This is a genomic window from Pseudomonas sp. IT-93MI4 (genome assembly GCF_949767635.1).
GTDB lineage: Bacteria > Pseudomonadota > Gammaproteobacteria > Pseudomonadales > Pseudomonadaceae > Aquipseudomonas > Aquipseudomonas putida_A.
In genome coordinates, this window is record NZ_CATKPP010000004.1 from 116,347 (window position 1) to 137,386 (window position 21,040).

A 21,040-nucleotide genomic window follows, 5' to 3' on the forward strand; every position below is an offset into this window, starting at 1 on the left:
TCTTACTCCTTCGCCTCGTTACGGCCCAAATGGAACGCCGTGACGGCTGCAGCGAGCAGCAGCATCGAGGCGAGTTCGACCACCAGCAGATACGGACCGAACAGGCTGACGCCCACGGCTTTTGCATCGACGGTGGTGTGGCCGATGGCCTGACCGCTCTGGTGAGCGAACAGCACATACAGCAGTTCGGCCAGCAGCAGGGCGGCGAGAATCACCGGCCCCGCCCAGATGCCGGGCTTGAGCCAGGTGCGTTCCTGCTGAACCGAGGCGGGACCCAGGTTCAGCATCATCACCACGAACACGAACAGCACCATGATGGCGCCGGCGTAGGCGATCACTTCCAGCACGCCGGCGAACGGTGCGCCGAGGGCGAAGAAGGTCATGGCCACGGCGATCAACGAGATGATCAGGTAGAGCAGGGCGTGCACAGGGTTGGTGTTGGTGACCACACGTAGCGTGGACACCACCGCGATACCCGATGCGAAATAGAAAGCGAATTCCATCGTTCTTCCTTAAGGCAGCAAGCTCTTCACGTTGATCGGTTCGGCTTCGTTCTGTGCAGAGCCTTTCGGCTTGCCAGCGATTGCCATACCTGCAACACGATAGAAGTTGTAATCAGGGTTTTTGCCGGGGCCGGAGATCAAAAGATCTTCTTTCTCGTACACCAGGTCCTGACGTTTGAACTCGGCCATCTCGAAATCCGGAGTCAGCTGGATTGCGGTGGTCGGACAGGCTTCCTCGCAGAGACCGCAGAAAATGCAGCGCGAGAAGTTGATACGGAAGAAGTCCGGGTACCAGCGACCGTCTTCGGTTTCAGCTTTCTGCAGCGAGATGCAACCTACCGGGCAAGCCACGGCGCACAGGTTGCAGGCTACGCAACGCTCTTCGCCATCGGGGTCACGGGTCAGGACGATGCGACCACGGTAGCGTGGTGGCAGGTAGACCGGCTCTTCCGGGTATTGCAGGGTGTCGCGCTTGCGGAAGCCATGGCCGAAGACCATGACCAGGCTGCGCAACTGGGTACCGGTACCCTTAACGATGTCGCCAATATATTTGAACATGGGTCAAATCCTCACTGAACCGCAACCGCAGGTGTGTTCCACAACACAACCGCAGCGGTTATCAGCAAATTGATCAGGGTCAGTGGCAGGCAGAATTTCCAGCTGAAATCCATCACCTGGTCATAACGCGGACGCGGGATGGAAGCGCGCAGCAGGATGAACAGCATGATGAAGAACGCGGTCTTCAGTGCGAACCAGACGAAGGACAGTTGCGGCAGGATGCCGAACGGACCGTGCCAGCCACCGAAGAACAGGGTGACCAGCAGCGCCGAGATCAGGATGATGCCGATGTATTCACCGACGAAGAACATGCCCCATTTCATACCGGCGTATTCAATGTGGTAACCGTCGGCCAGTTCCTGTTCCGCTTCCGGCTGGTCGAACGGGTGACGGTGAGTCACGGCGACGCCTGCGATGAAGAAGGTACAGAAGCCGAAGAACTGCGGAATGATGAACCACAGGTTCTGCGCCTGGTACTCGACGATGTCGCGCATGTTGAACGAGCCGACCTGCACCACGATGCCCATCAGGGCCAGGCCCATGAACACTTCGTAGGACACGGTCTGCGCCGAGGCACGCAAGCTGCCGAGCAGGGCGAACTTGTTGTTGCTCGACCAGCCGGCGAACAGCACCGCGTAGACCGACAGACCAGCCATGGCGAAGAAGAACAGCAGGCCGATGTTCAGATCCGCGACGCCCCAGGTCGGGGTGATCGGGATGATCGCGAACGCGATCAGCAGGGCGGACATGGCCACCACCGGTGCCAGGGTGAAGATCACCTTGTCGGCAAACGGCGGGGTCCAGTCTTCCTTGAAGAACATCTTCAGCATGTCGGCGGCGATCTGGAACATGCCGAACGGGCCAACGCGGTTCGGACCGTAACGGTCCTGCCACCAGCCCAGCAGGCGACGTTCGACAAAGCTGAGCAACGCGCCCGCGACCACAACGGCCAGCAGAATCACGATGGCTTTGATGACCGTCAGGATCACATCGATCACTTCAGGGGTGAACCAGGTCATTGCGCTGCCTCCTGCAGACCGTCGACGGACAGGCCGGCGAATGCCGGTGGAATGCCGGCGATGCCCGCAGGCAAGGCCACCAGACCAGCGCCCAGTTCTTCATTGATGCGCAGCGGCAGACGCAGGGTCTGGCCGGCCACATTCAGGCTCAGCAGAGCACCGTCGTTGACGCCCAGGCGATCCGCTTCGGATTTGGCCAGCGCCACGTACGGAGCCGGGATGCGTTCCTGTACCGGTGCGGCTTTCGACGAGTTTTCGTCGCTGCCGAACAGGTGGTAGAACGGCACGGCCTGCCAGGTGCCCGGCGCCGGGTTGAATGCGCGCGGAGCAGCAGCGAACCAGTTCAGCGAATCACCGGAGCTTTCGATCAGGCGGGTGCCCGGGTCGCCAGCACGCAGGTGACCACCGACTTCGTCCTGGAACTTGTTCCAGGCTTGCGGCGAGTTCCAGCCCGGCGACCAGGCGAACGGCACTTGCTGACGCGGTTCGGCCGAGCCCGAGTAACCTTCCATGGAGAAGGCGAACGCGGTGTCTTTGTCTTGCGGGGTGCGCGGTTCGTGAACGCTGATGTCGGCGCGCATCGCGGTGCGACCGGAATAACGCAGCGGCTCACGCGCCAGTTTCAGACCCTTGATGCGGAACGCGGCAGACGGCGCGGCATCGACGATACGCGCCAGTTGCTCGGTGCTCGATGCCACGGCAGCGGTGACGTGGTCGAGTTGCGTCCAGTCGATCGGCTGGTTCAGCAGGGTCGAGCGCAGGGCGTGCAGCCAGCGCCAGCCTTCGTGAACCAGGATGCTCGCATCCATGTACTGCGGATCGAAAACCTGGAAGAAGCGCTGGGCGCGGCCTTCCTGGCTGACCAGCGTACCGTCGCCTTCAGCGAAGCTCGCCGCTGGCAGCACCAGTTGCGCGCGGTCGGTGGTGGCGGTTTTCTGGTGGTCGGCAACGATCACTACTTTCGCAGCGTTCAGTGCGGCATCGACCTTGGCTTTCGAGGTGCGGGTGTACAGATCGTTTTCCAGCACGACGATGGCGTCGGCTTTGCCATCGATCACGGCTTGCAGCGCCGCGTCGACCGATTCGCCACCGAGCATGGCCAGGCCAAGGCTGTTGGCTTCCGGCACGATCAGGCTGATCGAACCGTTCTTCTCGCGCAGCTTCAGGGCTTTGGCGATGTTCGCAGCGGCTTCGATCAAGGCTTTGGAGCCCAGCGAAGTACCGGCGATGATCAGCGGACGTTTGGCCGCGAGCAGGGCGTCAGCGATACGCTGAGCCAGTTCCAGTGCTTCGGCGTCCAGACCTTCAACGGCCGGTGCGCTGGCATCCAGCGCGTGAGCCACGGCGAAACCGATGCGCGCCAGATCATCCGGAGCGGCGTGAACGCATTCTTCGGCGATGTCGTCGAGCTTGGTTTCCGCCAGGCTGGCGATGAACAGCGGGTTCAGTTCGTGCTGACCGATGTTCTTCACCGCGGCGTCGAGCCACGGCTGAACGCGCATGGCTTCGGCCATGTCTTCAGCTTTGCCCTTGACCGACTGACGCAGGGACAGCGCCATACGGGCGGCGGTCTGGGTCAGGTCTTCACCGAGGACGAACACGGCGTCGTGGTCTTCGATGTCGCGCATGTTCGGCACGGGCAACGGGCTGTCTTTGAGCACTTTCAGGACCAGACGGATGCGCTCCAGTTCGGAGGCTTCGATACCGGAATAGAAGTGCTCGGCGCCGACCAGTTCACGCAGCGCGTAGTTGCTTTCGAGGCTGGCGCGTGGCGAACCGATACCGACGATATTGCGCCCGCGCAGCAGATCGGCTGCCTTGTCCAGCGCCTGATCCAGGCCCAGCTTGGTGCCGTCGGCCAGCAGTGGCTGACGTGGACGGTCGGTGCGGTTGACGTAGCCATAACCGAAACGCCCGCGGTCGCACAGGAAGTACTGGTTCACCGAACCGTTGAAACGGTTTTCGATGCGACGCAGTTCGCCGTAACGCTCGCCCGGGGAGATGTTGCAGCCGCTGGAGCAGCCATGGCAGATGCTCGGCGAGAACTGCATGTCCCATTTACGGTTGTAGCGCTCGGAGTGAGTCTTGTCGGTGAACACACCGGTCGGGCAGACCTCGGTGAGGTTGCCGGAGAACTCGCTTTCGAGGGTGCCGTCTTCAACGCGACCGAAGTACACGTTGTCGTGGGCGCCGAACACACCGAGGTCGGTGCCGCCGGCGTAGTCCTTGTAGAAACGCACGCAGCGATAGCAGGCGATGCAGCGGTTCATTTCGTGGGAAATGAACGGGCCCAGTTGCTGGTTCTGGTGGGTGCGTTTGGTGAAGCGATAACGGCGCTCGTTGTGGCCGGTCATCACCGTCATGTCTTGCAGGTGGCAGTGACCGCCTTCTTCGCACACAGGGCAGTCGTGCGGGTGGTTGGTCATCAGCCATTCGACAACACTGGCGCGGAACGCCTTGGATTCTTCATCGTCGATGGAGATCCAGGTGTTGTCGGTGGCAGGGGTCATGCAGGACATGACGATGCGACCACGGGTGTCGTTCTCGTCGGTGTACTGCTTGACCGCGCACTGGCGGCAGGCCCCGACGCTACCAAGCGCGGGGTGCCAGCAGAAATAAGGGATGTCGAGGCCCAGCGACAGACATGCCTGTAACAGGTTGTCTGCCCCGTCGACTTCGAGCGCTTTGCCGTCTACGTGGATAGTGGCCATGGTTCAAAGGTCTTCGTTGGCCCGGTGTCAGCGGGCGTGGCTAATGGAATCTTGTTATCCGTCCGAATCCAGTCAGCCCCGAAAGGCGTCATCGGACGAAAGGCGAAGGGCACGGACCCTTCGCCTTTTTAAGCGTTTACGCGCCGATTACGATCGGCCTTGCCAGAGGCGGGACGGCGGCGCTTGCAGGCGCGATACCGGCTTCGAACTCTGGACGGAAATATTTGATGGCACTCCCCAACGGCTCCACGGCACCCGGTGCGTGAGCACAGAAGGTCTTGCCTGGGCCGAGGAAGCCGACCAGACCCAGCAGGGTCTCGATGTCGCCTGGCTGACCGCGGCCTTCTTCGATGGCCATCAAGAGCTTGACGCTCCATGGCAGGCCATCACGGCACGGGGTGCAGAAGCCGCAGGATTCGCGAGCGAAGAACTGCTCCATATTGCGCAGCAAGGAAACCATGTTGACGCTGTCGTCCACCGCCATGGCCAGGCCGGTACCCATCCGGGTGCCCACTTTGGCGATGCCGCCGGCATACATTTGCGCGTCGAGGTGTTCTGGCAGGAGGAAACCGGTACCGGCACCACCTGGCTGCCAGGCCTTGAGCTTGTAACCGTCGCGCATGCCGCCAGCGTAGTCTTCGAACAGTTCGCGCCCGGTGACGCCGAATGGCAGCTCCCACAGACCCGGATTCTTGACCTTGCCGGAGAAGCCCATGAGTTTGGTGCCCATGTCTTCGCTGCCTTCGCGGGCCAACGATTTGTACCAGTCAACGCCGTCGGCAATGATCGCCGGCACGTTGCACAGGGTTTCCACGTTGTTCACGCAGGTCGGCTTGCCCCACACGCCGACGGCGGCAGGGAAGGGCGGCTTGGAGCGCGGGTTGGCGCGGCGGCCTTCGAGGGAGTTGATCAGTGCGGTTTCTTCACCGCAGATGTAACGCCCGGCGCCGGTGTGGACGAACAGTTCGAAATCGAAACCGCTGCCCAGAATGTTTTTACCCAGCAGGCCTGCAGCCTTGGCTTCTTCCACGGCACGGTTGAGGTGCTTGGCGGCGGTGGTGTACTCGCCACGCAGGAAGATGTAGCCACGGTAGGTTTTCAGTGCGCGGGCACTGATCAACATGCCTTCGATCAGCAGATGGGGCAGTTGCTCCATCAGCATGCGGTCTTTCCAGGTGTTCGGCTCCATCTCGTCCGCGTTGCACAGCAGGTAGCGGATGTTGATGGATTCGTCCTTGGGCATCAGGCCCCACTTCACGCCAGTGGGGAAGCCTGCACCGCCGCGACCTTTCAGACCGGCGTCTTTCACGGTCTGGACGATGTCGTCCTGAGCCATGTCGGCGAAGGCCTTGCGCGCAGCGGCGTAACCGTTCTTGGCCTGGTATTCGTCGAGCCACACGGCTTCGCCGTCGTCACGCAGACGCCAGGTCAGCGGGTGAGTCTCGGCCGAACGCTTGATGCGGTTGGCGGGACCGAAAGATGTCAGGGTCATACGTAGCCCTCGAGCAGTTTGGCCACGCCGGCAGGCTGCACGTCGCCAAAGGTGTCGTCGTCGATCATCAGTGCCGGTGCCTTGTCGCAGTTGCCGAGGCAGCAGACAGGCAGCAGGGTGAAACGACCGTCGGCGGTGGTCTGACCCAGGCCGATGCCCAGATTGTTCTGGATTTCGCTGACCACCGACTCGTGGCCGCCGATGTAGCAGACCATGCTGTCGCAGACGCGAATGATGTGACGGCCGACCGGCTGACGGAAGATCTGGCTGTAGAACGTCGCCACGCCTTCAACGTCGCTGGCCGGGATGCCGAGGATCTCGCCGATCGCGTACAGGGCGCCATCCGGCACCCAGCCGCGTTCTTTCTGAACGATCTTCAGGGCTTCGATCGACGCCGCGCGCGGGTCTTCGTAGTGATGCAGCTCGTGCTCGATGGCCGAGCGCTCGGTTTCACTCAAGGTGAAACGGTCTGTCTGGATAAGCGTGCTGTTCATGCTTAGCGGTCCACGTCGGCCATAACGAAGTCGATACTACCCAGGTACGCAATCAAGTCCGCGACCATGCTGCCTTTGATCACCGAAGGGATCTGTTGCAGGTGCGGGAAGCTCGGAGTACGGATCCGGGTACGGTAGCTCATGGTGCCGCCGTCGCTCGTCAGGTAATAACTGTTGATGCCCTTGGTCGCTTCGATCATCTGGAAGGATTCGTTGGCCGGCATGACCGGGCCCCACGAAACTTGCAGGAAGTGCGTAATCAGGGTTTCGATGTGCTGCAGCGTGCGCTCTTTCGGCGGCGGCGTGGTCAGCGGGTGATCCGCCTTGTACGGGCCTTCCGGCATGTTGCGCATGCACTGGTCGATGATCTTGATGCTCTGGCGCATCTCCTCGACGCGGACCATGCAGCGATCGTAGGCATCGCCATTGGCGGCCAGCGGTACTTCGAATTCGAAGTTCTCGTAGCCGGAGTATGGACGCGCTTTGCGCAGGTCGAAGTCGCAACCGGTCGAACGCAGGCCGGCACCGGTGACACCCCATTCCAGGGCTTCTTTGGTGTTGTACTGCGCGACGCCGATGGTCCGGCCTTTGAGGATGCTGTTCTGCAGGGCAGCCTTGGTGTATTCGTCGAGGCGCTTCGGCAGCCATTCAACGAAGTCTTTCACCAGTTTGTCCCAGCCGCGCGGCAGGTCGTGGGCGACGCCACCGATGCGGTACCAGGCCGGGTGCAGGCGGAAACCGGTGATGGCTTCGATCACCGTGTACGCCTTCTGGCGGTCGGTGAAGGTGAAGAACACCGGGGTCATGGCGCCGACGTCCTGGATGTAGGTACCCAGGAACAGCAGGTGACTGGTGATCCGGAAGAACTCGGCCATCATGATGCGGATGACGTCGACCTTCTCTGGCACCTTGATACCGGCCAGCTTTTCGACCGAGAGCACGTACGGCAGGTTGTTCATCACGCCGCCGAGGTAGTCGATACGGTCGGTGTACGGGATGAAACTGTGCCAGGACTGACGCTCGGCCATCTTCTCGGCACCACGGTGGTGGTAACCGATGTCTGGTACGCAGTCGACGATCTCTTCGCCATCGAGTTGCAGAATGATGCGGAACGCACCGTGCGCCGAAGGGTGGTTCGGACCGAGGTTGAGGAACATGTAGTCCTCGTTGGCCCCGGAACGCTTCATGCCCCAGTCTTCAGGACGGAAGCGCGCGGCTTCTTCCTCAAGCTGCTGCTTGGCGAGGTTGAGGCTGAACGGATCGAATTCGGTGGCGCGCGCCGGGAAGTCCTTGCGCAGCGGGTGACCTTCCCAGGTCGGCGGCATCATGATGCGCGACAGGTGCGGGTGGCCTTTGAAGTCGATGCCGTACATGTCCCAGACTTCACGCTCGTACCAGTTGGCGTTCGGCCAGATGCTGGTGACGGTCGGCAAGCTCAGGTCGCTTTCGGACAAGGCGACTTTGATCATCACGTCACTATTACGCTCAAGCGACATGAGGTGATAGAACACGGTGAAGTCGGCGCCCGATGGCAGCCCTTGACGCTTGGTGCGCAGACGCTCGTCCACGCCGTGCAGGTCATACAGCATGACGTACGGCTTGGGCAGGTTACGCAGGAAGGTCAGGACTTCGACGAGTCTGGCGCGCGCCACCCACAGCACCGGCATGCCGGTGCGCGTCGACTGAGCGGTGAACGCTTCGGCGCCAAAACGGTTGTTCAATTCGACGACCACATCCTGGTCGTCTGCCTTATAAGGCGGGATGTACAGAGCGCTGCCTGTAGTCATGGTTATTTTTTCGCTTTCGGTCAACGTAAAGAATGAAGCCAGCTTCTCGTTTCTTTGAAACAGACTGGATCAGACTTCGTCAGGGCTGCGCAGATTGGTGACTGCGATTCGCTGTTCGCGGCGCTGTTCCTTTTGCGAAGGCATGTCGGCGCGATAAACGCCTTGGTCGCCAACGACCCAGGAAAGCGGACGACGCTCCTGTCCAATCGATTCCTGCAACAGCATCAAGCCTTGAAGGAATGCTTCTGGACGAGGCGGGCAGCCAGGTACGTAGACGTCCACGGGCAGGAACTTGTCCACCCCTTGAACCACGGAGTAGATGTCGTACATGCCACCGGAGTTGGCGCACGAACCCATGGAGATAACCCACTTAGGCTCGAGCATCTGCTCGTAGAGACGCTGAATGATCGGCGCCATCTTGATGAAGCAGGTACCGGCGATAACCATGAAGTCGGCCTGACGCGGTGATGCCCGGATAACTTCGGCGCCAAAGCGCGCGATGTCGTGGGGCGCCGTGAAGGCGGTGGTCATTTCCACGTAGCAGCACGAAAGGCCGAAGTTGTACGGCCACAGGGAGTTTTTACGCCCCCAGTTGACCGCGCCACTCAGCACGTCTTCGAGCTTGCCCATGAAAATGTTTTTGTGAACTTGATCCTCTAACGGATCGGAAACGGTTTCCCGTTCGCCGATCGGATACTGCTCGTTAGGAGCATCGGGGTCGATTCTGGTGAGATTGTATTGCATTGCCAAAGCCTCATTGTTTCAGCTTCGCCTGCCGCTTGCGACGAGCTTCCGGAGCCCAGTCAAGGGCGCCCACTCGGAACAGGTAGACAAGACCTGCCAACAGAATTGCTATGAAAACGAGAGCTTCGACGAATCCGGTCCAGCCGCTTTCGCGGACGGACACAGACCATGCAAAGAGAAAGAGGGCTTCGATATCGAAGATCACGAACAGCATCGCGACCAGATAGAATTTGGCTGAGAGCCGCAAGCGGGCGCCACCTGTAGGTAGCATGCCGGACTCGAACGGTTCGTTTTTGCTGCGGCCCCAGGCTTTTGACCCGAGGAGGCTGGAGACGCCAAGCATGAAGGCACACAGGCCGACGACACCCAGAAGGAAAATGGCAAAGCCCCAGTTGTGGGCCATGAGTCCTGTCGCTTCGGGCATGCTGGTAATCCTTAACAGAGAGCAAAGGTCTCTGAGCTTGATAAAGAAATAGGCAGTGACGATATGTCGCAGCAATCAATCGCGCTGATTTTATGGCTAAACACCCGGCAAGTAAAATTCCTATAGCGAAATTATTTATTGGAATAAGGACATAGCGTACCTCCAATGCCCTGCAGCCCATGCGTTGCGGGCATTAGCCGGGTTTATGCAAATAATGTTTTGTAGGGAATGTAACGAACATAGTTGCGGCTAAATGATAATTGATATCGTTTGCAGGGGTTTTGTAACTGTTTAGCGGTGCAGTAAACAGAAAGTTGTCTTATATGCCTGTTACTGCAAGTAGCGGTGGCGCCCGTTTTAGCTGATTTTTCTGACCTGAGTACTGGTCTGGATCAATGTTTTGTCGCGCGGCGGGCGCTAAACCTGTGGGAGCGGGCTTGCTCGCGAATGCGGTGGGTCAGTCGCGCATGTGCAAGCTGACACTACGCTTTCGCGAGCAAGCCCGCTCCCACAAGGGGGGGCTGTGGTGTTTGGGGAATCGGCGCGCAAAAAAACGCCCCGAACCAGTCGGGGCGTCAGTCTTGCGGCTTTGCGGTTAGCTTTCTATACGATCCGCAAAGGCCGTTTGCTCAGCGAAGCCGAATCAGTGGAACTGTTCTTCTTCGGTCGAACCGGTCAGCGCGGTCACCGAGGACGAGCCACCCTGAATCACGGTGGTCATGTCGTCGAAGTAGCCGGTGCCCACTTCCTGCTGGTGAGCCACGAAGGTGTAACCCTTGGCGGCGTCAGCGAATTCCTGCTCCTGCAGCTTCACGTAGGCAGTCATGTCGTTGCGGGCGTAGTCGTGCGCCAGGTTGAACATGCTGTGCCACATGTTGTGAATGCCGGCCAGGGTGATGAACTGGTGCTTGTAGCCCATGGCGGACAGTTCGCGCTGGAACTTGGCGATGGTCGCGTCGTCCAGGTTTTTCTTCCAGTTGAAGGAAGGCGAGCAGTTGTACGACAGCAGTTGGTCCGGGTATTCCTTCTTGATCGCTTCAGCGAAGCGACGGGCTTCTTCCAGATCCGGTTTGGCGGTTTCGCACCAGATCAGGTCGGCGTACGGTGCGTAGGCCAGGCCACGGGCGATGGCTTGATCCAGGCCGGCACGAACCTTGTAGAAACCTTCCTGAGTACGCTCGCCAGTCACGAACGGCTGGTCGTACGGATCGCAGTCCGAAGTCAGCAGGTCAGCGGCGTTGGCGTCGGTACGCGCCAGGATGATGGTCGGCGTGCCGGCAACGTCAGCCGCCAGACGAGCAGCGGTCAGCTTCTGTACGGCTTCCTGAGTTGGAACCAGGACCTTGCCGCCCATGTGGCCGCACTTCTTCACGGAAGCCAGTTGGTCTTCGAAGTGCACGCCGGCGGCGCCTGCTTCGATCATGCTCTTCATCAGTTCGTAGGCGTTCAGCACGCCGCCGAAACCGGCTTCAGCGTCAGCCACGATTGGCGCGAAGTAGTCGATGTAGCCTTCGTCGCCCGGGTTCTTGCCGGCCTTCCACTGGATCTGGTCAGCACGACGGAACGAGTTGTTGATGCGCTTGACCACGGTTGGCACCGAGTCCACCGGGTACAGCGACTGGTCCGGGTACATGGATTCTGCGGAGTTGTTGTCCGCAGCCACTTGCCAGCCCGACAGGTAGATCGCCTGGATACCGGCCTTGACCTGCTGAACAGCCTGGCCACCGGTCAGGGCGCCCATGCAGTTGACGAAATCTTTCTCTGGGCGGAAGGACGGCTTGGCACCCTGGGTCACCAGGTTCCACAGCTTCTCGGCGCCCATTTTCGCAAAGGTGTGCTCAGGCTGAACCGAGCCACGCAGACGGACGACGTCAGCAGCGGAGTAAGTGCGAGTCACGCCTTTCCAGCGCGGGTTTTCAGCCCAGTCTTTTTCAAGGGCTGCAATTTGCTGTTCGCGTGTCAGTGCCATGGAGATAAACCTCGTCGCGTCTTTATGAAAAGTTGTTCTGCGGTGGAAAATTCCTGCGCTCGCTGACCAGAAGCTTAGGTGGTCAAGTCGGGTTCGGCGGGGTAGGCGACGGGATGAACGATGGGCTCGAGGGGAAGTGAGCAGGTAGTGGCGGACTGCGGGCGAATTCGGGCGTCGTGGGCCTTTATACGGACTACAGCGTGAAGCCGGGTTACCTAAATACGCTTCCGTCCCTCGGGACAACTTCGTTCCAGTCGGCAACCTCGTCAAACACACCTTGTGGGCGGTACAGACACGAAGCGGTTCGCGGGGTAGGTGCGAACGTCGCTTCGAAGGCCCTTGCCAGGGCCTCTGATTAGCGGGAGCGAGGCCATCATGCCTTCGCTTTTTTGGCTCGTCAAACGTTTTGTAGTGCTTTTTTTCAAGCACTACATCTTTCGTCTAATACGACTAATCAGTCAGTTTTCGGTGCTTTAGTCCAGGGCGTCGACTTTGACCCGTAAAGTCATGTCATCTCGGCCTTGAGTCGAGTAGCTGCGGGTCAGGCCCTGTTTGTCGGCCTGAGTCTGGCGATTTACGCCGGCGAGGGTGATCCATTCGCCCAGGCGTCCGCTGACCGTTGTGTCGGTACTTTGCACGTTCACTACATCGGGACGTTCCTGGCTCATGCGGTCACGGTTGGTACTGATTGCCAGGTGAACGATGTCGCCGGTGACGCTCGCCGTCACGTAGAAGCCTTGGGTGACGTTACGGTATTGGGTCTGGCTGCTGTAGTCGCCGTAGGAGTTGGTCTGGCTGCTGGTGATCGGCACACTTTGGCCGACCTGAATCAGCGCCGGCATGCCGTCGGTGGCCTGTACTTGCTGCACGCCGCCGTCACGGCTGGCGGTGCTGCGGCTGATAATGCGGGTCTGATTCGGCTGCGCGCCGTTGACAGAGTAGCCTTCATCGCCGCGACCGTTGTTTTCATTGGTATCAACCGTGATCAACAGGCGTTTGGGCGCAGTATCGAGCTGGGTAATCAGCGCTTTGAGTTCCTGAATCTTGTCCGGCTCGGCCTTGATGATCAGTTGGTTGCCATAGGCGCTGACCTGACCGTCCTTGCCGATAAAGTCTTGCGCCATCGGCAGCATGTCGGCGCTGGTGCGATAATTTAGAGGCACGATTTCTGTGGCTGCCATCACCGAAAAACTGCAACCGAGCAGCAGGGTGGTGAGCAGGGTGCGTAGGGACATGTCCGTTATCTCCGCTTCGAAAGGCTTGATATTGCCAGTTTGTCGGCCCGGGGTGGGGCAAGTTGAATCGTAGACAGCAAAACGCCCCGGCATCGGAAAATGGCGGGGCGTTTTGAGGGGGGCTCAAGAGCCTTTGTGGTGAGGGGATTTATCCCCGATGGGGCGCGGAGCGGCCCCAAAAAACCTTGGGCCTGCTTCGCAGTCCATCGGGGATAAATCCCCTCACCACAGGATCTCCAAAGATCACAAGATCTCTGTTGATCAGGCCGAATGCCGAACCATATCGACGTGCGGAATCCCGGCTTCGAGAAATTCCTCGCTGACCAGGCTGAAGCCCAGGCGCTCATAGAACGCCGTGGCCTGTACCTGCGCACTGAGCATCTGCTCTTTCAGGCCGCGGGCTTCGGCTTCGGCGATGACCGCTTGCATCAGCGCATCGCCCACCTTCATCCCGCGCCAGTCCTTCAACACCGAAACCCGACCAATGTGCCCGTCGGGCAGCAGGCGGGCGGTGCCGATCGGAAAGTCGCCTTCGAACGCCAGAAAATGCACGGCGGTCGCGTCATCGGCGTCCCATTCCAGCTCGGGTGGCACCGATTGTTCGGCGATGAACACCGTTTCACGAATGCGCCGGATCTCGGCGTTGTCCTTTTGCCAGTCTGCGACACGTACGCGAATCTTATTCATCGGCAAATCCCAGGCTGCCCTGTTTGACCAGCTCGCACAGCAGGCCGCGACCGTCTTCGTCGTTGAGCCACTCGCCGAGGTTGTCGACATGCAGCGCATCGGCGGCGCAGATCATCTTCAGCAGCTCGCGCAGCTTGCCCGGCAGGTAACGGCTCTGGCCGCTGGCGAACAGCAGCAGGTCGTCATCGACTTCCGACCAGGCCAGGCGCGCGCTCGGGTTGCGGATCAGCACCGCGCCGTCCTGCAGGGCATTGAGGAAGTCATCTTCTTCAACGTCTTCCGGGCCGACCACCAGTTCCGGGTAGCGCGGCTCGGTCATGTACTGGCCGAACCAGGTCAGCAGCAGGCGTTCGTCGCTCATGTGCTCGGCGAGCAGGCTTTTCAGGCGACCGAGTGCATCGTGCTGGATCTGATGTGGATCATCGCTGACCGGTTTCGCATCGGCGTCGGTGTAGCGTTCTTCGTCAGTCAGGAACTGACTGAGGAAGTCGGTGAAGTGGGTCAGTACTTCAGAAGCGCTCGGCGCGCGGAAGCCGACCGAGTAGGTCATGCAGTTGTCGACGGCGACACCGCAGTGGGCCAGGCGCGGTGGCAGGTAAAGCATGTCGCCCGGTTCCAGCACCCATTCTTCGGTCTCGTGGAATTCGGCGAGGATGCGCAGATCCGCGTGTTGCAGCAGCGGGCTGTCGGAGTCGCACATCTGGCCGATCTTCCAGTTGCGCTGGCCGTGGCCTTGCAGCAGGAACACGTCGTAATTGTCGAAGTGCGGGCCGACGCTGCCACCCGGGGCGGCGAAGCTGATCATCACGTCATCGACGCGCCAGCTCGGCAGGAAGCGGAAGTTTTCCAGCAGCTCGCTGACTTCCGGGACGAATTGATCAACGGCCTGAACGAGCAGGGTCCACTCTTTTTCCGGCAGCTTGCTGAATTCGTCTTCGGCGAACGGGCCACGACGCAGCTCCCACGGACGCTCGCCGTGCTCGATCACCAGGCGCGACTCGACCTCTTCTTCCAGGGCCAGGCCGGCCAGTTCGTCGGCGTCGATCGGGCTTTCGAAGTCAGGGATGGCCTGACGGATCAGCAGCGGCTTTTTCTGCCAGTAATCGCGCATGAATTCGCGCGCCGTGAGACCGCCCAGAAGTTGAAGAGGAGTATCAGGATTCATGTGTAACCTATTGAAAAAAAGCATTTTTCAGACGGGAATAAAAACGCCCGGCGCGGCCGGGCGTCTCAAACGGGTCAAGCGGTGAATCAGATGCGTTTGGCTTGCGCCACAGCGTTGCCGATGTAGTTGGCCGGGGTCAGCTGTTTCAGCTCGGCTTTCGCTTCGGCTGGCATGTCCAGGCCGTCGATGAAAGTCTGCAGCGCTTCAGGGCTGATGCCCTTGCCGCGGGTCAGTTCTTTGAGCTTTTCGTACGGGTTTTCGATGTTGTAGCGGCGCATCACGGTCTGGATCGGCTCGGCCAATACTTCCCAGCAAGCGTCCAGATCGGCAGCGATCTTGTCAGCGTTCAGCTCAAGCTTGCTGATGCCTTTGAGGCTGGCTTCGTAGGCGATCACGCTGTGAGCGAAGCCCACACCGAGGTTGCGCAGTACGGTGGAGTCGGTCAGGTCGCGCTGCCAGCGGGAGATCGGCAGTTTGCTCGCCAGGTGCTGGAACAGTGCATTGGCGATGCCCAGGTTGCCTTCGGAGTTTTCGAAGTCGATCGGGTTGACCTTGTGCGGCATGGTCGACGAACCGATTTCGCCAGCGATGGTGCGCTGTTTGAAATAACCCAGGGAAATGTAGCCCCAGATGTCACGGTCGAAGTCGATCAGGATGGTGTTGAAGCGCGCGATCGCGTCGAACAGCTCGGCGATGTAGTCATGCGGTTCGATCTGCGTGGTGTACGGGTTGAAGCCCAGGCCCAGTTCGTCTTCGATGAAGGCGCGGGCATTGGCTTCCCAGTCGATCTGCGGGTAGGCCGACAGGTGCGCGTTGTAGTTGCCTACGGCGCCATTGATCTTGCCCAGCAGCGGCACGGCAGCGACTTGAGCGATCTGACGCTCGAGACGGTAAACCACGTTCGCCAGCTCTTTACCCAGAGTAGTCGGGGAGGCCGGTTGGCCGTGGGTGCGCGACAGCATCGGCACGTCGGCGAAGCGGATCGCCAGTTCGCGGATGGCGTTGGCAGTCTGGCGCATCAGCGGCAGCATCACGTCGTCACGGCCTTCGCGCAGCATCAGGGCGTGGGACAGGTTGTTGATGTCTTCACTGGTGCAGGCAAAGTGGATGAACTCGCTGACCTTGGCCAGCTCCGGCAGCTTGGCCGCCTGCTCCTTGAGCAGGTATTCGATCGCCTTGACGTCGTGGTTGGTGGTGCGCTCGATCTCTTTGACGCGCTCGGCGTGCTCCAGCGAGAAGTTTTCCGCCAGTTCATTGAGAACGGCGTTGGCCTCGGCGGAGAAGGCGGGCACTTCCGGGATACCGGCGTGGGCGGCCAGGCGCTGGAGCCAGCGCACTTCAACCAGGACGCGGGCACGGATCAGGCCGTACTCGCTGAAAATCGGGCGCAGGGCCTGGGTTTTGCCGGCGTAGCGGCCGTCAACAGGGGAAACCGCAGTGAGCGAAGAGAGCTGCATGGGGTGTTCTCGGACAGTCGGGCAACGAAATGGGGCGCGTATCATACATGAAAAAATCCGCCGGTCCGTTGCCAACTGACCGGCGTATTACGCGCTACAGACTACAAAACTTTTATTGCGCGACGATTTACTCGCTGCGCATCAACGGATACAGCTCTTTGAGCAGCTTGCGCCGGCTGATCACCAACTGCCAGCGGTGGCCGCCGAGCTGTCGCCACAGGCGTGCCGAACGGATGCCGGCCAGCAGCAGCGCGCGGATCTTCGAAGCGTTGCTCGGTTGCTGCAGGTTGCGCATGTCGCCATGCACCTGAATCCGCTGGCGCAGCGTGCTCAGGGTGTCCTGATACAGCGCACCGCAGGCGGCGATCACGTTTTCGTGAGCCGGGCCGAAGTGTTCGACCTGCGACTGGATCTGCGGCAGGCGCTTGCCAATGGTGTCGAGCATGTCGTCACGTTTGGCCAATTGGCGTTCCAGGCCGAGCATCGACAGGGCATAGCGCAGCGGTTCGCGTTGCAGGGTGCTCGGGTCGCGCTCGAGGGCGCCGATCAATGCGCGATAACCCTCGCGCAGATTGAGGTCGTCGCCGCCGTACACATCCAGTGTGTCCTTCGGGTCGCGTACCAGCAGGCTGCCGAGCATGCAGCTCAGGCCGGCCTCGCTGGTCTGGCCGGTCTTGGCGATGCGGTCGACCAGCACCGCGGCGAGAAACACCCCGCCCAGCGCCGTCAGTTGCTCCTGAGTCGGGCTCATGCCTGGCCGCTCCACGGCTCGGCAACTTCGATCACTCCGCCACCGAGGCAGATTTCACCGTCGTAGAACACCACGGACTGGCCCGGGGTCACCGCGCGTTGCGGTTCATCGAACACGGCGCGGTAGCCGTTTTCGGTTTTTTCCAGGGTGCAGGCCTGATCGCTCTGGCGATAACGCACTTTGGCGGTCAGGCGCAGTGGCTGGCTCAGGTCGATCGGGTTGACCCAATAGATTTCCGAAGCGAGCAGGGCGCTGGAGAACAGCCACGGATGGTTGTTGCCCTGGCCGACGATCAGCTCGTTGGTGTCCAGATCCTTGCGCAGCACGTACCACGGCTCGTCGCCCGCATCTTTCAGGCCGCCAATGCCCAGGCCCTGACGCTGACCGATGGTGTGGTACATCAAGCCGTGGTGGCGGCCGATGACTTCGCCTTCGGTGGTCTTGATCTCGCCCGGTTGCGCCGGCAGGTATTGCTTGAGGAAGTCGCTGAAACGTCGCTCGCCGATGAAGCAGATCCCGGTGGAATCCTTCTTCTTGGCGGTCGCCAGCTCGTATTTCTCGGCAATGGCGCGAACTTCGGGCTTTTCCAGTTCACCGACCGGGAACAGGGTCTTGGCGATCTGTTCGCCGCCGACGGCGTGCAGGAAGTAGCTCTGGTCCTTGTTCGGGTCGAGGCCCTTGAGCAGTTCGGTGCGGCCATCGATGTCACGACGGCGCACATAGTGGCCGGTGGCAATCAGGTCGGCGCCAAGCATCATGGCGTAGTCGAGGAACGCCTTGAACTTGATCTCGCGGTTGCACAGGATGTCCGGGTTCGGCGTGCGTCCGGCCTTGTATTCGGCGAGGAAGTGCTCGAACACGTTGTCCCAGTACTCGGCGGCGAAGTTGGCGGTGTGCAGCTTGATACCGATCTTGTCGCACACGGCCTGGGCATCCGCCAGGTCGTCCATGGCGGTGCAGTATTCCGTTCCGTCGTCTTCTTCCCAGTTCTTCATGAACAGGCCTTCCACTTCAAAGCCCTGCTCGATCAGCAGGAGAGCGGAAACGGAAGAGTCCACGCCGCCGGACATGCCGACAATGACGCGCTTCTTGGATGTGTCAGAAGGGGCTGGATCACGCATAGGGATTCAATGAGTGTCTTGAAAAAGGACGCGATTCTAGCAGGCTCACGGCCTCAAGGCTAAAGAGAAGGGCGGATCAGTTCGAGACTGAAGTGATGACCGGCCAGATAGTCGTCGATGCAACGGATGATCAGTTCACTGCGCCAGTTGTCGCGCTGGGCGATTAATTCGCTGCGGGTCAACCACTTGGCGCCGACGATGCCGTCGTCCAGTTGATAGTCGGGGTGGTGTTTCACCGCTTTGGCGCTGAAGCACACGCGTTGATACGTCACGCCGTTGCTCGGCGCGGTATACAGATAAATGCCGATCACGCCGGTGGGTTCGACGTCCCAGCCGGTTTCCTCAAGGGTTTCGCGGATGGCGGCGTCGATCAGGGTCTCGTTCGGGTCCAGATGACCGGCCGGCTGGTTGAGCACATTACGCCCGGCCTTGTGCTCTTCGACCATCAGGAAGCGGCCGTTGTCTTCGACGATGGTGGCGACGGTGATGTGGGGGAGCCATTCCATAGGGTTTCCTCGATGGTAGCGCGGTCAACTGTGGGAGCGAGCCTGCTCGCGAAAGCGGTGGGTCAGTCAACGAAGGTGGTGAATGATAAACCGCATTCGCGAGCAGGCTCGCTCCCACATGGGATTTTTGTGAATTCTGAAAACACAAACCCCGGCACACGGCCGGGGTTTGTGATGTTCCCTTTACAACTTTAAACCAGCGCAGCAATCGCCGCGTTGAAGGTTGCGCTTGGGCGCATGGCCTTGCTGATCAGCTCGGCGTCGGCGTGGTAGTAACCGCCGATGTCGACTGGCTTGCCCTGCACGGCGTTGAGCTCGGCAACGATGGTCGCCTCGTTCTCGGTCAGGGTTTTGGCCAGGGTCGCGAACTGCGCTTGCAGTGCAGCGTCTTCGGTCTGGGCGGCCAGGGCCTGAGCCCAGTACATCGCCAGATAGAAGTGGCTGCCGCGGTTGTCGATGTTGCCGACTTTGCGCGATGGCGACTTGTTGTTGTCGAGGAACTGACCGGTGGCCTGATCCAGGGTTTTCGACAGAACCAGCGCTTTCGGGTTGTTGTAGTTCACACCCAAATGCTCGAGGGACGCTGCCAGCGCCAGGAACTCGCCCAGCGAGTCCCAGCGCAGGAAGTTCTCTTCGACCAGTTGCTGCACGTGCTTCGGCGCCGAACCACCGGCGCCGGTTTCGAACAGGCCACCGCCATTCATCAGCGGCACGATCGACAGCATCTTGGCGCTGGTGCCCAGTTCCATGATCGGGAACAGGTCGGTCAGGTAGTCGCGCAGTACGTTGCCGGTCACCGAAATGGTGTCCTTGCCTTCGCGGGTGCGCTGCAGGGTGTACTTCATGGCATCGACCGGCGCCATGATCTGGATGTCCAGGCCGCTGGTGTCGTGATCCTTCAGGTAAGCCTGAACCTTCTCGATCACTACACCGTCGTGGGCGCGCATCGGGTCCAGCCAGAAGATCGCCGGGGTGCTGCTGGCGCGAGCACGGTTGACGGCCAGTTTGACCCAGTCCTGGATCGGCGCATCTTTGGTCTGGCACATGCGGAAGATGTCGCCGGCTTCAACAGCCTGCTCCATCAGCAGCTTGCCCTTGCTGTCGGTAACGCGAACCACGCCGTCAGCCTTGATCTGGAAGGTCTTGTCGTGCGAGCCGTACTCTTCGGCTTTCTTCGCCATCAGGCCAACGTTTGGCACGCTGCCCATGGTGGTCGGATCGAACGCGCCATTGGCTTTGCAATCTTCGATCACAGCCTGGTAGATGGTTGCGTAGCAACGATCCGGGATCACAGCCTTGGTGTCGTGCAGCTGACCATCGGTGCCCCACATCTTGCCGGAGTCACGGATCATCGCTGGCATCGAGGCGTCGACGATGACGTCGCTCGGCACGTGCAGGTTGGTGATGCCCTTGTCGGAGTTGACCATCGCCAGCGATGGGCGAGCAGCGTAGACCGCTGCGATGTCAGCTTCGATCTGTGCTTGCTGCTCGGCCGGCAGGGCCTTGATGCGCGCGTACAGATCGCCAATGCCGTTGTTCAGGTTGAAGCCGATCTGGGCCAGCACGTCAGCGTGCTTGGTCAGGGCGTCTTTATAGAACTCGGCAACGATCTGGCCGAACATGATCGGGTCGGAGACCTTCATCATGGTCGCTTTCAGGTGAACCGAGAGCAGCACGCCCTGGGCCTTGGCGCTTTCGATTTCAGCGGCGATGAACGCGCGCAGGGCGTTTTTGCTCATCACGGCGCAGTCGAGGATCTCGCCAGCCTGAACGCTGGTTTTTTCTTTCAGGACGGTCGCGGTGCCGTCTTTGGCGATCAGCTCGATTTTCACAGCGTCAGCGGCGTCGATCAGGGCAGCTTTTTCGCTGCCGTAGAAATCGCCGGTGCTCATGTGAGCGACGTGGGACTTGGAGTCTTTGGCCCACGCGCCCATTTTGTGCGGGTGCTTGCGCGCGTAGTTCTTGACCGACAGCGGAGCGCGGCGGTCGGAGTTGCCTTCACGCAGAACCGGGTTCACGGCGCTGCCCTTGACCTTGTCGTAACGCGCCTTGGCTTCTTTTTCGGCGTCGTTGGTCACGGTTTCCGGGTAGTCCGGCAGGTTGTAACCCTGGGCTTGCAGTTCTTTGATCGCTGCTTGCAGCTGAGGCACCGAAGCACTGATGTTCGGCAGCTTGATGATGTTGGCTTCAGGCGTAACGGCCAGGTCGCCCAGTTCGGCGAGGTGGTCGGCTACGGCTTTGTCGCCCAGTTGCTCGGGGAAGCTGGCCAGGATGCGTGCTGCAAGAGAGATATCGCGGGTTTCCACGGCGATATCGGCCGAGGCGGTGTAAGCCTCGATGATCGGCAGCAGGGAATAGGTGGCGAGGGCTGGAGCTTCGTCGGTGAAGGTATAGATGATCTTCGAGCGGGTGGGCAT

General features: G+C 60.4%; 18 protein-coding genes. All 18 read right to left on the minus strand.

What is annotated here, in order from left to right; genetic code table 11:
- Positions 1-2 precede the first annotated feature (2 nt).
- The 18 genes from nuoJ to ACM6I7_RS03865 all read right to left on the minus strand — a co-directional run bounded on the left by nuoJ (position 3) and on the right by ACM6I7_RS03865 (position 21,040).
- Positions 3-503: an NADH-quinone oxidoreductase subunit J gene (gene nuoJ, locus ACM6I7_RS03780; protein WP_003223793.1), complete on the minus strand. Its 501-nt coding sequence runs from the start codon at positions 501-503 to the stop codon at positions 3-5.
- A 9-nt stretch (positions 504-512) separates the two neighbouring features.
- A complete protein-coding gene (nuoI, locus tag ACM6I7_RS03785; protein WP_003223795.1) occupies positions 513-1,061 on the minus strand; it encodes an NADH-quinone oxidoreductase subunit NuoI in 549 nt (182 codons plus the stop codon).
- An 11-nt stretch (positions 1,062-1,072) separates the two neighbouring features.
- The gene (gene nuoH / locus ACM6I7_RS03790) at positions 1,073-2,080 is read right to left on the minus strand and encodes an NADH-quinone oxidoreductase subunit NuoH (RefSeq protein WP_007964859.1); all 1,008 of its coding nucleotides are present in this window, start codon (positions 2,078-2,080) and stop codon (positions 1,073-1,075) included.
- Complete coding sequence (gene nuoG, locus ACM6I7_RS03795; protein WP_414887980.1) at positions 2,077-4,791, minus strand: NADH-quinone oxidoreductase subunit NuoG; 2,715 nt, start codon at positions 4,789-4,791, stop codon at positions 2,077-2,079. The genes nuoH and nuoG overlap by 4 nt, the downstream gene beginning before the upstream one ends.
- Positions 4,792-4,927: 136 nt before the next feature.
- Positions 4,928-6,283 (minus strand): NADH-quinone oxidoreductase subunit NuoF, encoded by a 1,356-nt coding sequence (gene nuoF, locus ACM6I7_RS03800; protein WP_041073222.1) that lies wholly within the window; start codon positions 6,281-6,283, stop codon positions 4,928-4,930.
- A complete protein-coding gene (nuoE, locus tag ACM6I7_RS03805; protein WP_003223804.1) occupies positions 6,280-6,777 on the minus strand; it encodes an NADH-quinone oxidoreductase subunit NuoE in 498 nt (165 codons plus the stop codon). Before nuoE ends, nuoF begins: the two co-directional genes overlap by 4 nt.
- Before the next feature lie 2 nt (positions 6,778-6,779).
- Positions 6,780-8,564 carry an NADH-quinone oxidoreductase subunit C/D gene (gene nuoC / locus ACM6I7_RS03810; protein ID WP_027614664.1) on the minus strand — a complete coding sequence of 595 codons (1,785 nt, stop codon included), beginning with the start codon at positions 8,562-8,564 and terminating at the stop codon, positions 6,780-6,782.
- Between the two features lie 69 nt (positions 8,565-8,633).
- Positions 8,634-9,308: a NuoB/complex I 20 kDa subunit family protein gene (locus ACM6I7_RS03815; RefSeq protein ID WP_003223809.1), complete on the minus strand. Its 675-nt coding sequence runs from the start codon at positions 9,306-9,308 to the stop codon at positions 8,634-8,636.
- A 10-nt stretch (positions 9,309-9,318) separates the two neighbouring features.
- Positions 9,319-9,732 (minus strand): NADH-quinone oxidoreductase subunit A, encoded by a 414-nt coding sequence (locus ACM6I7_RS03820; RefSeq protein ID WP_003223812.1) that lies wholly within the window; start codon positions 9,730-9,732, stop codon positions 9,319-9,321.
- Positions 9,733-10,375: 643 nt separating this feature from the next.
- On the minus strand, positions 10,376-11,701 hold the full coding sequence (aceA, locus tag ACM6I7_RS03825; RefSeq protein WP_003223815.1) for an isocitrate lyase: 1,326 nt from the start codon (positions 11,699-11,701) through the stop codon (positions 10,376-10,378).
- Between the two features lie 473 nt (positions 11,702-12,174).
- Positions 12,175-12,936 carry a secretin N-terminal domain-containing protein gene (locus ACM6I7_RS03830; RefSeq protein ID WP_096795640.1) on the minus strand — a complete coding sequence of 254 codons (762 nt, stop codon included), beginning with the start codon at positions 12,934-12,936 and terminating at the stop codon, positions 12,175-12,177.
- A 261-nt stretch (positions 12,937-13,197) separates the two neighbouring features.
- Entirely contained in the window at positions 13,198-13,623 is a 426-nt protein-coding gene (locus ACM6I7_RS03835) for a GNAT family N-acetyltransferase (RefSeq protein WP_007964849.1), read from the minus strand.
- Positions 13,616-14,788: a JmjC domain-containing protein gene (locus ACM6I7_RS03840; RefSeq protein WP_414887981.1), complete on the minus strand. Its 1,173-nt coding sequence runs from the start codon at positions 14,786-14,788 to the stop codon at positions 13,616-13,618. Before ACM6I7_RS03840 ends, ACM6I7_RS03835 begins: the two co-directional genes overlap by 8 nt.
- An 86-nt stretch (positions 14,789-14,874) precedes the next feature.
- A complete protein-coding gene (gene purB / locus ACM6I7_RS03845; protein ID WP_027614666.1) occupies positions 14,875-16,245 on the minus strand; it encodes an adenylosuccinate lyase in 1,371 nt (456 codons plus the stop codon).
- A gap of 127 nt (positions 16,246-16,372) precedes the next feature.
- The gene (gene hflD / locus ACM6I7_RS03850; RefSeq protein WP_003223824.1) at positions 16,373-16,996 is read right to left on the minus strand and encodes a high frequency lysogenization protein HflD; all 624 of its coding nucleotides are present in this window, start codon (positions 16,994-16,996) and stop codon (positions 16,373-16,375) included.
- Complete coding sequence (gene mnmA, locus ACM6I7_RS03855; RefSeq protein WP_285373666.1) at positions 16,993-18,117, minus strand: tRNA 2-thiouridine(34) synthase MnmA; 1,125 nt, start codon at positions 18,115-18,117, stop codon at positions 16,993-16,995. The genes hflD and mnmA overlap by 4 nt, the downstream gene beginning before the upstream one ends.
- Before the next feature lie 59 nt (positions 18,118-18,176).
- Positions 18,177-18,623 (minus strand): NUDIX hydrolase, encoded by a 447-nt coding sequence (locus tag ACM6I7_RS03860; RefSeq protein ID WP_007964846.1) that lies wholly within the window; start codon positions 18,621-18,623, stop codon positions 18,177-18,179.
- A 191-nt stretch (positions 18,624-18,814) separates the two neighbouring features.
- On the minus strand, positions 18,815-21,040 hold the full coding sequence (locus ACM6I7_RS03865; protein ID WP_414887982.1) for an NADP-dependent isocitrate dehydrogenase: 2,226 nt from the start codon (positions 21,038-21,040) through the stop codon (positions 18,815-18,817).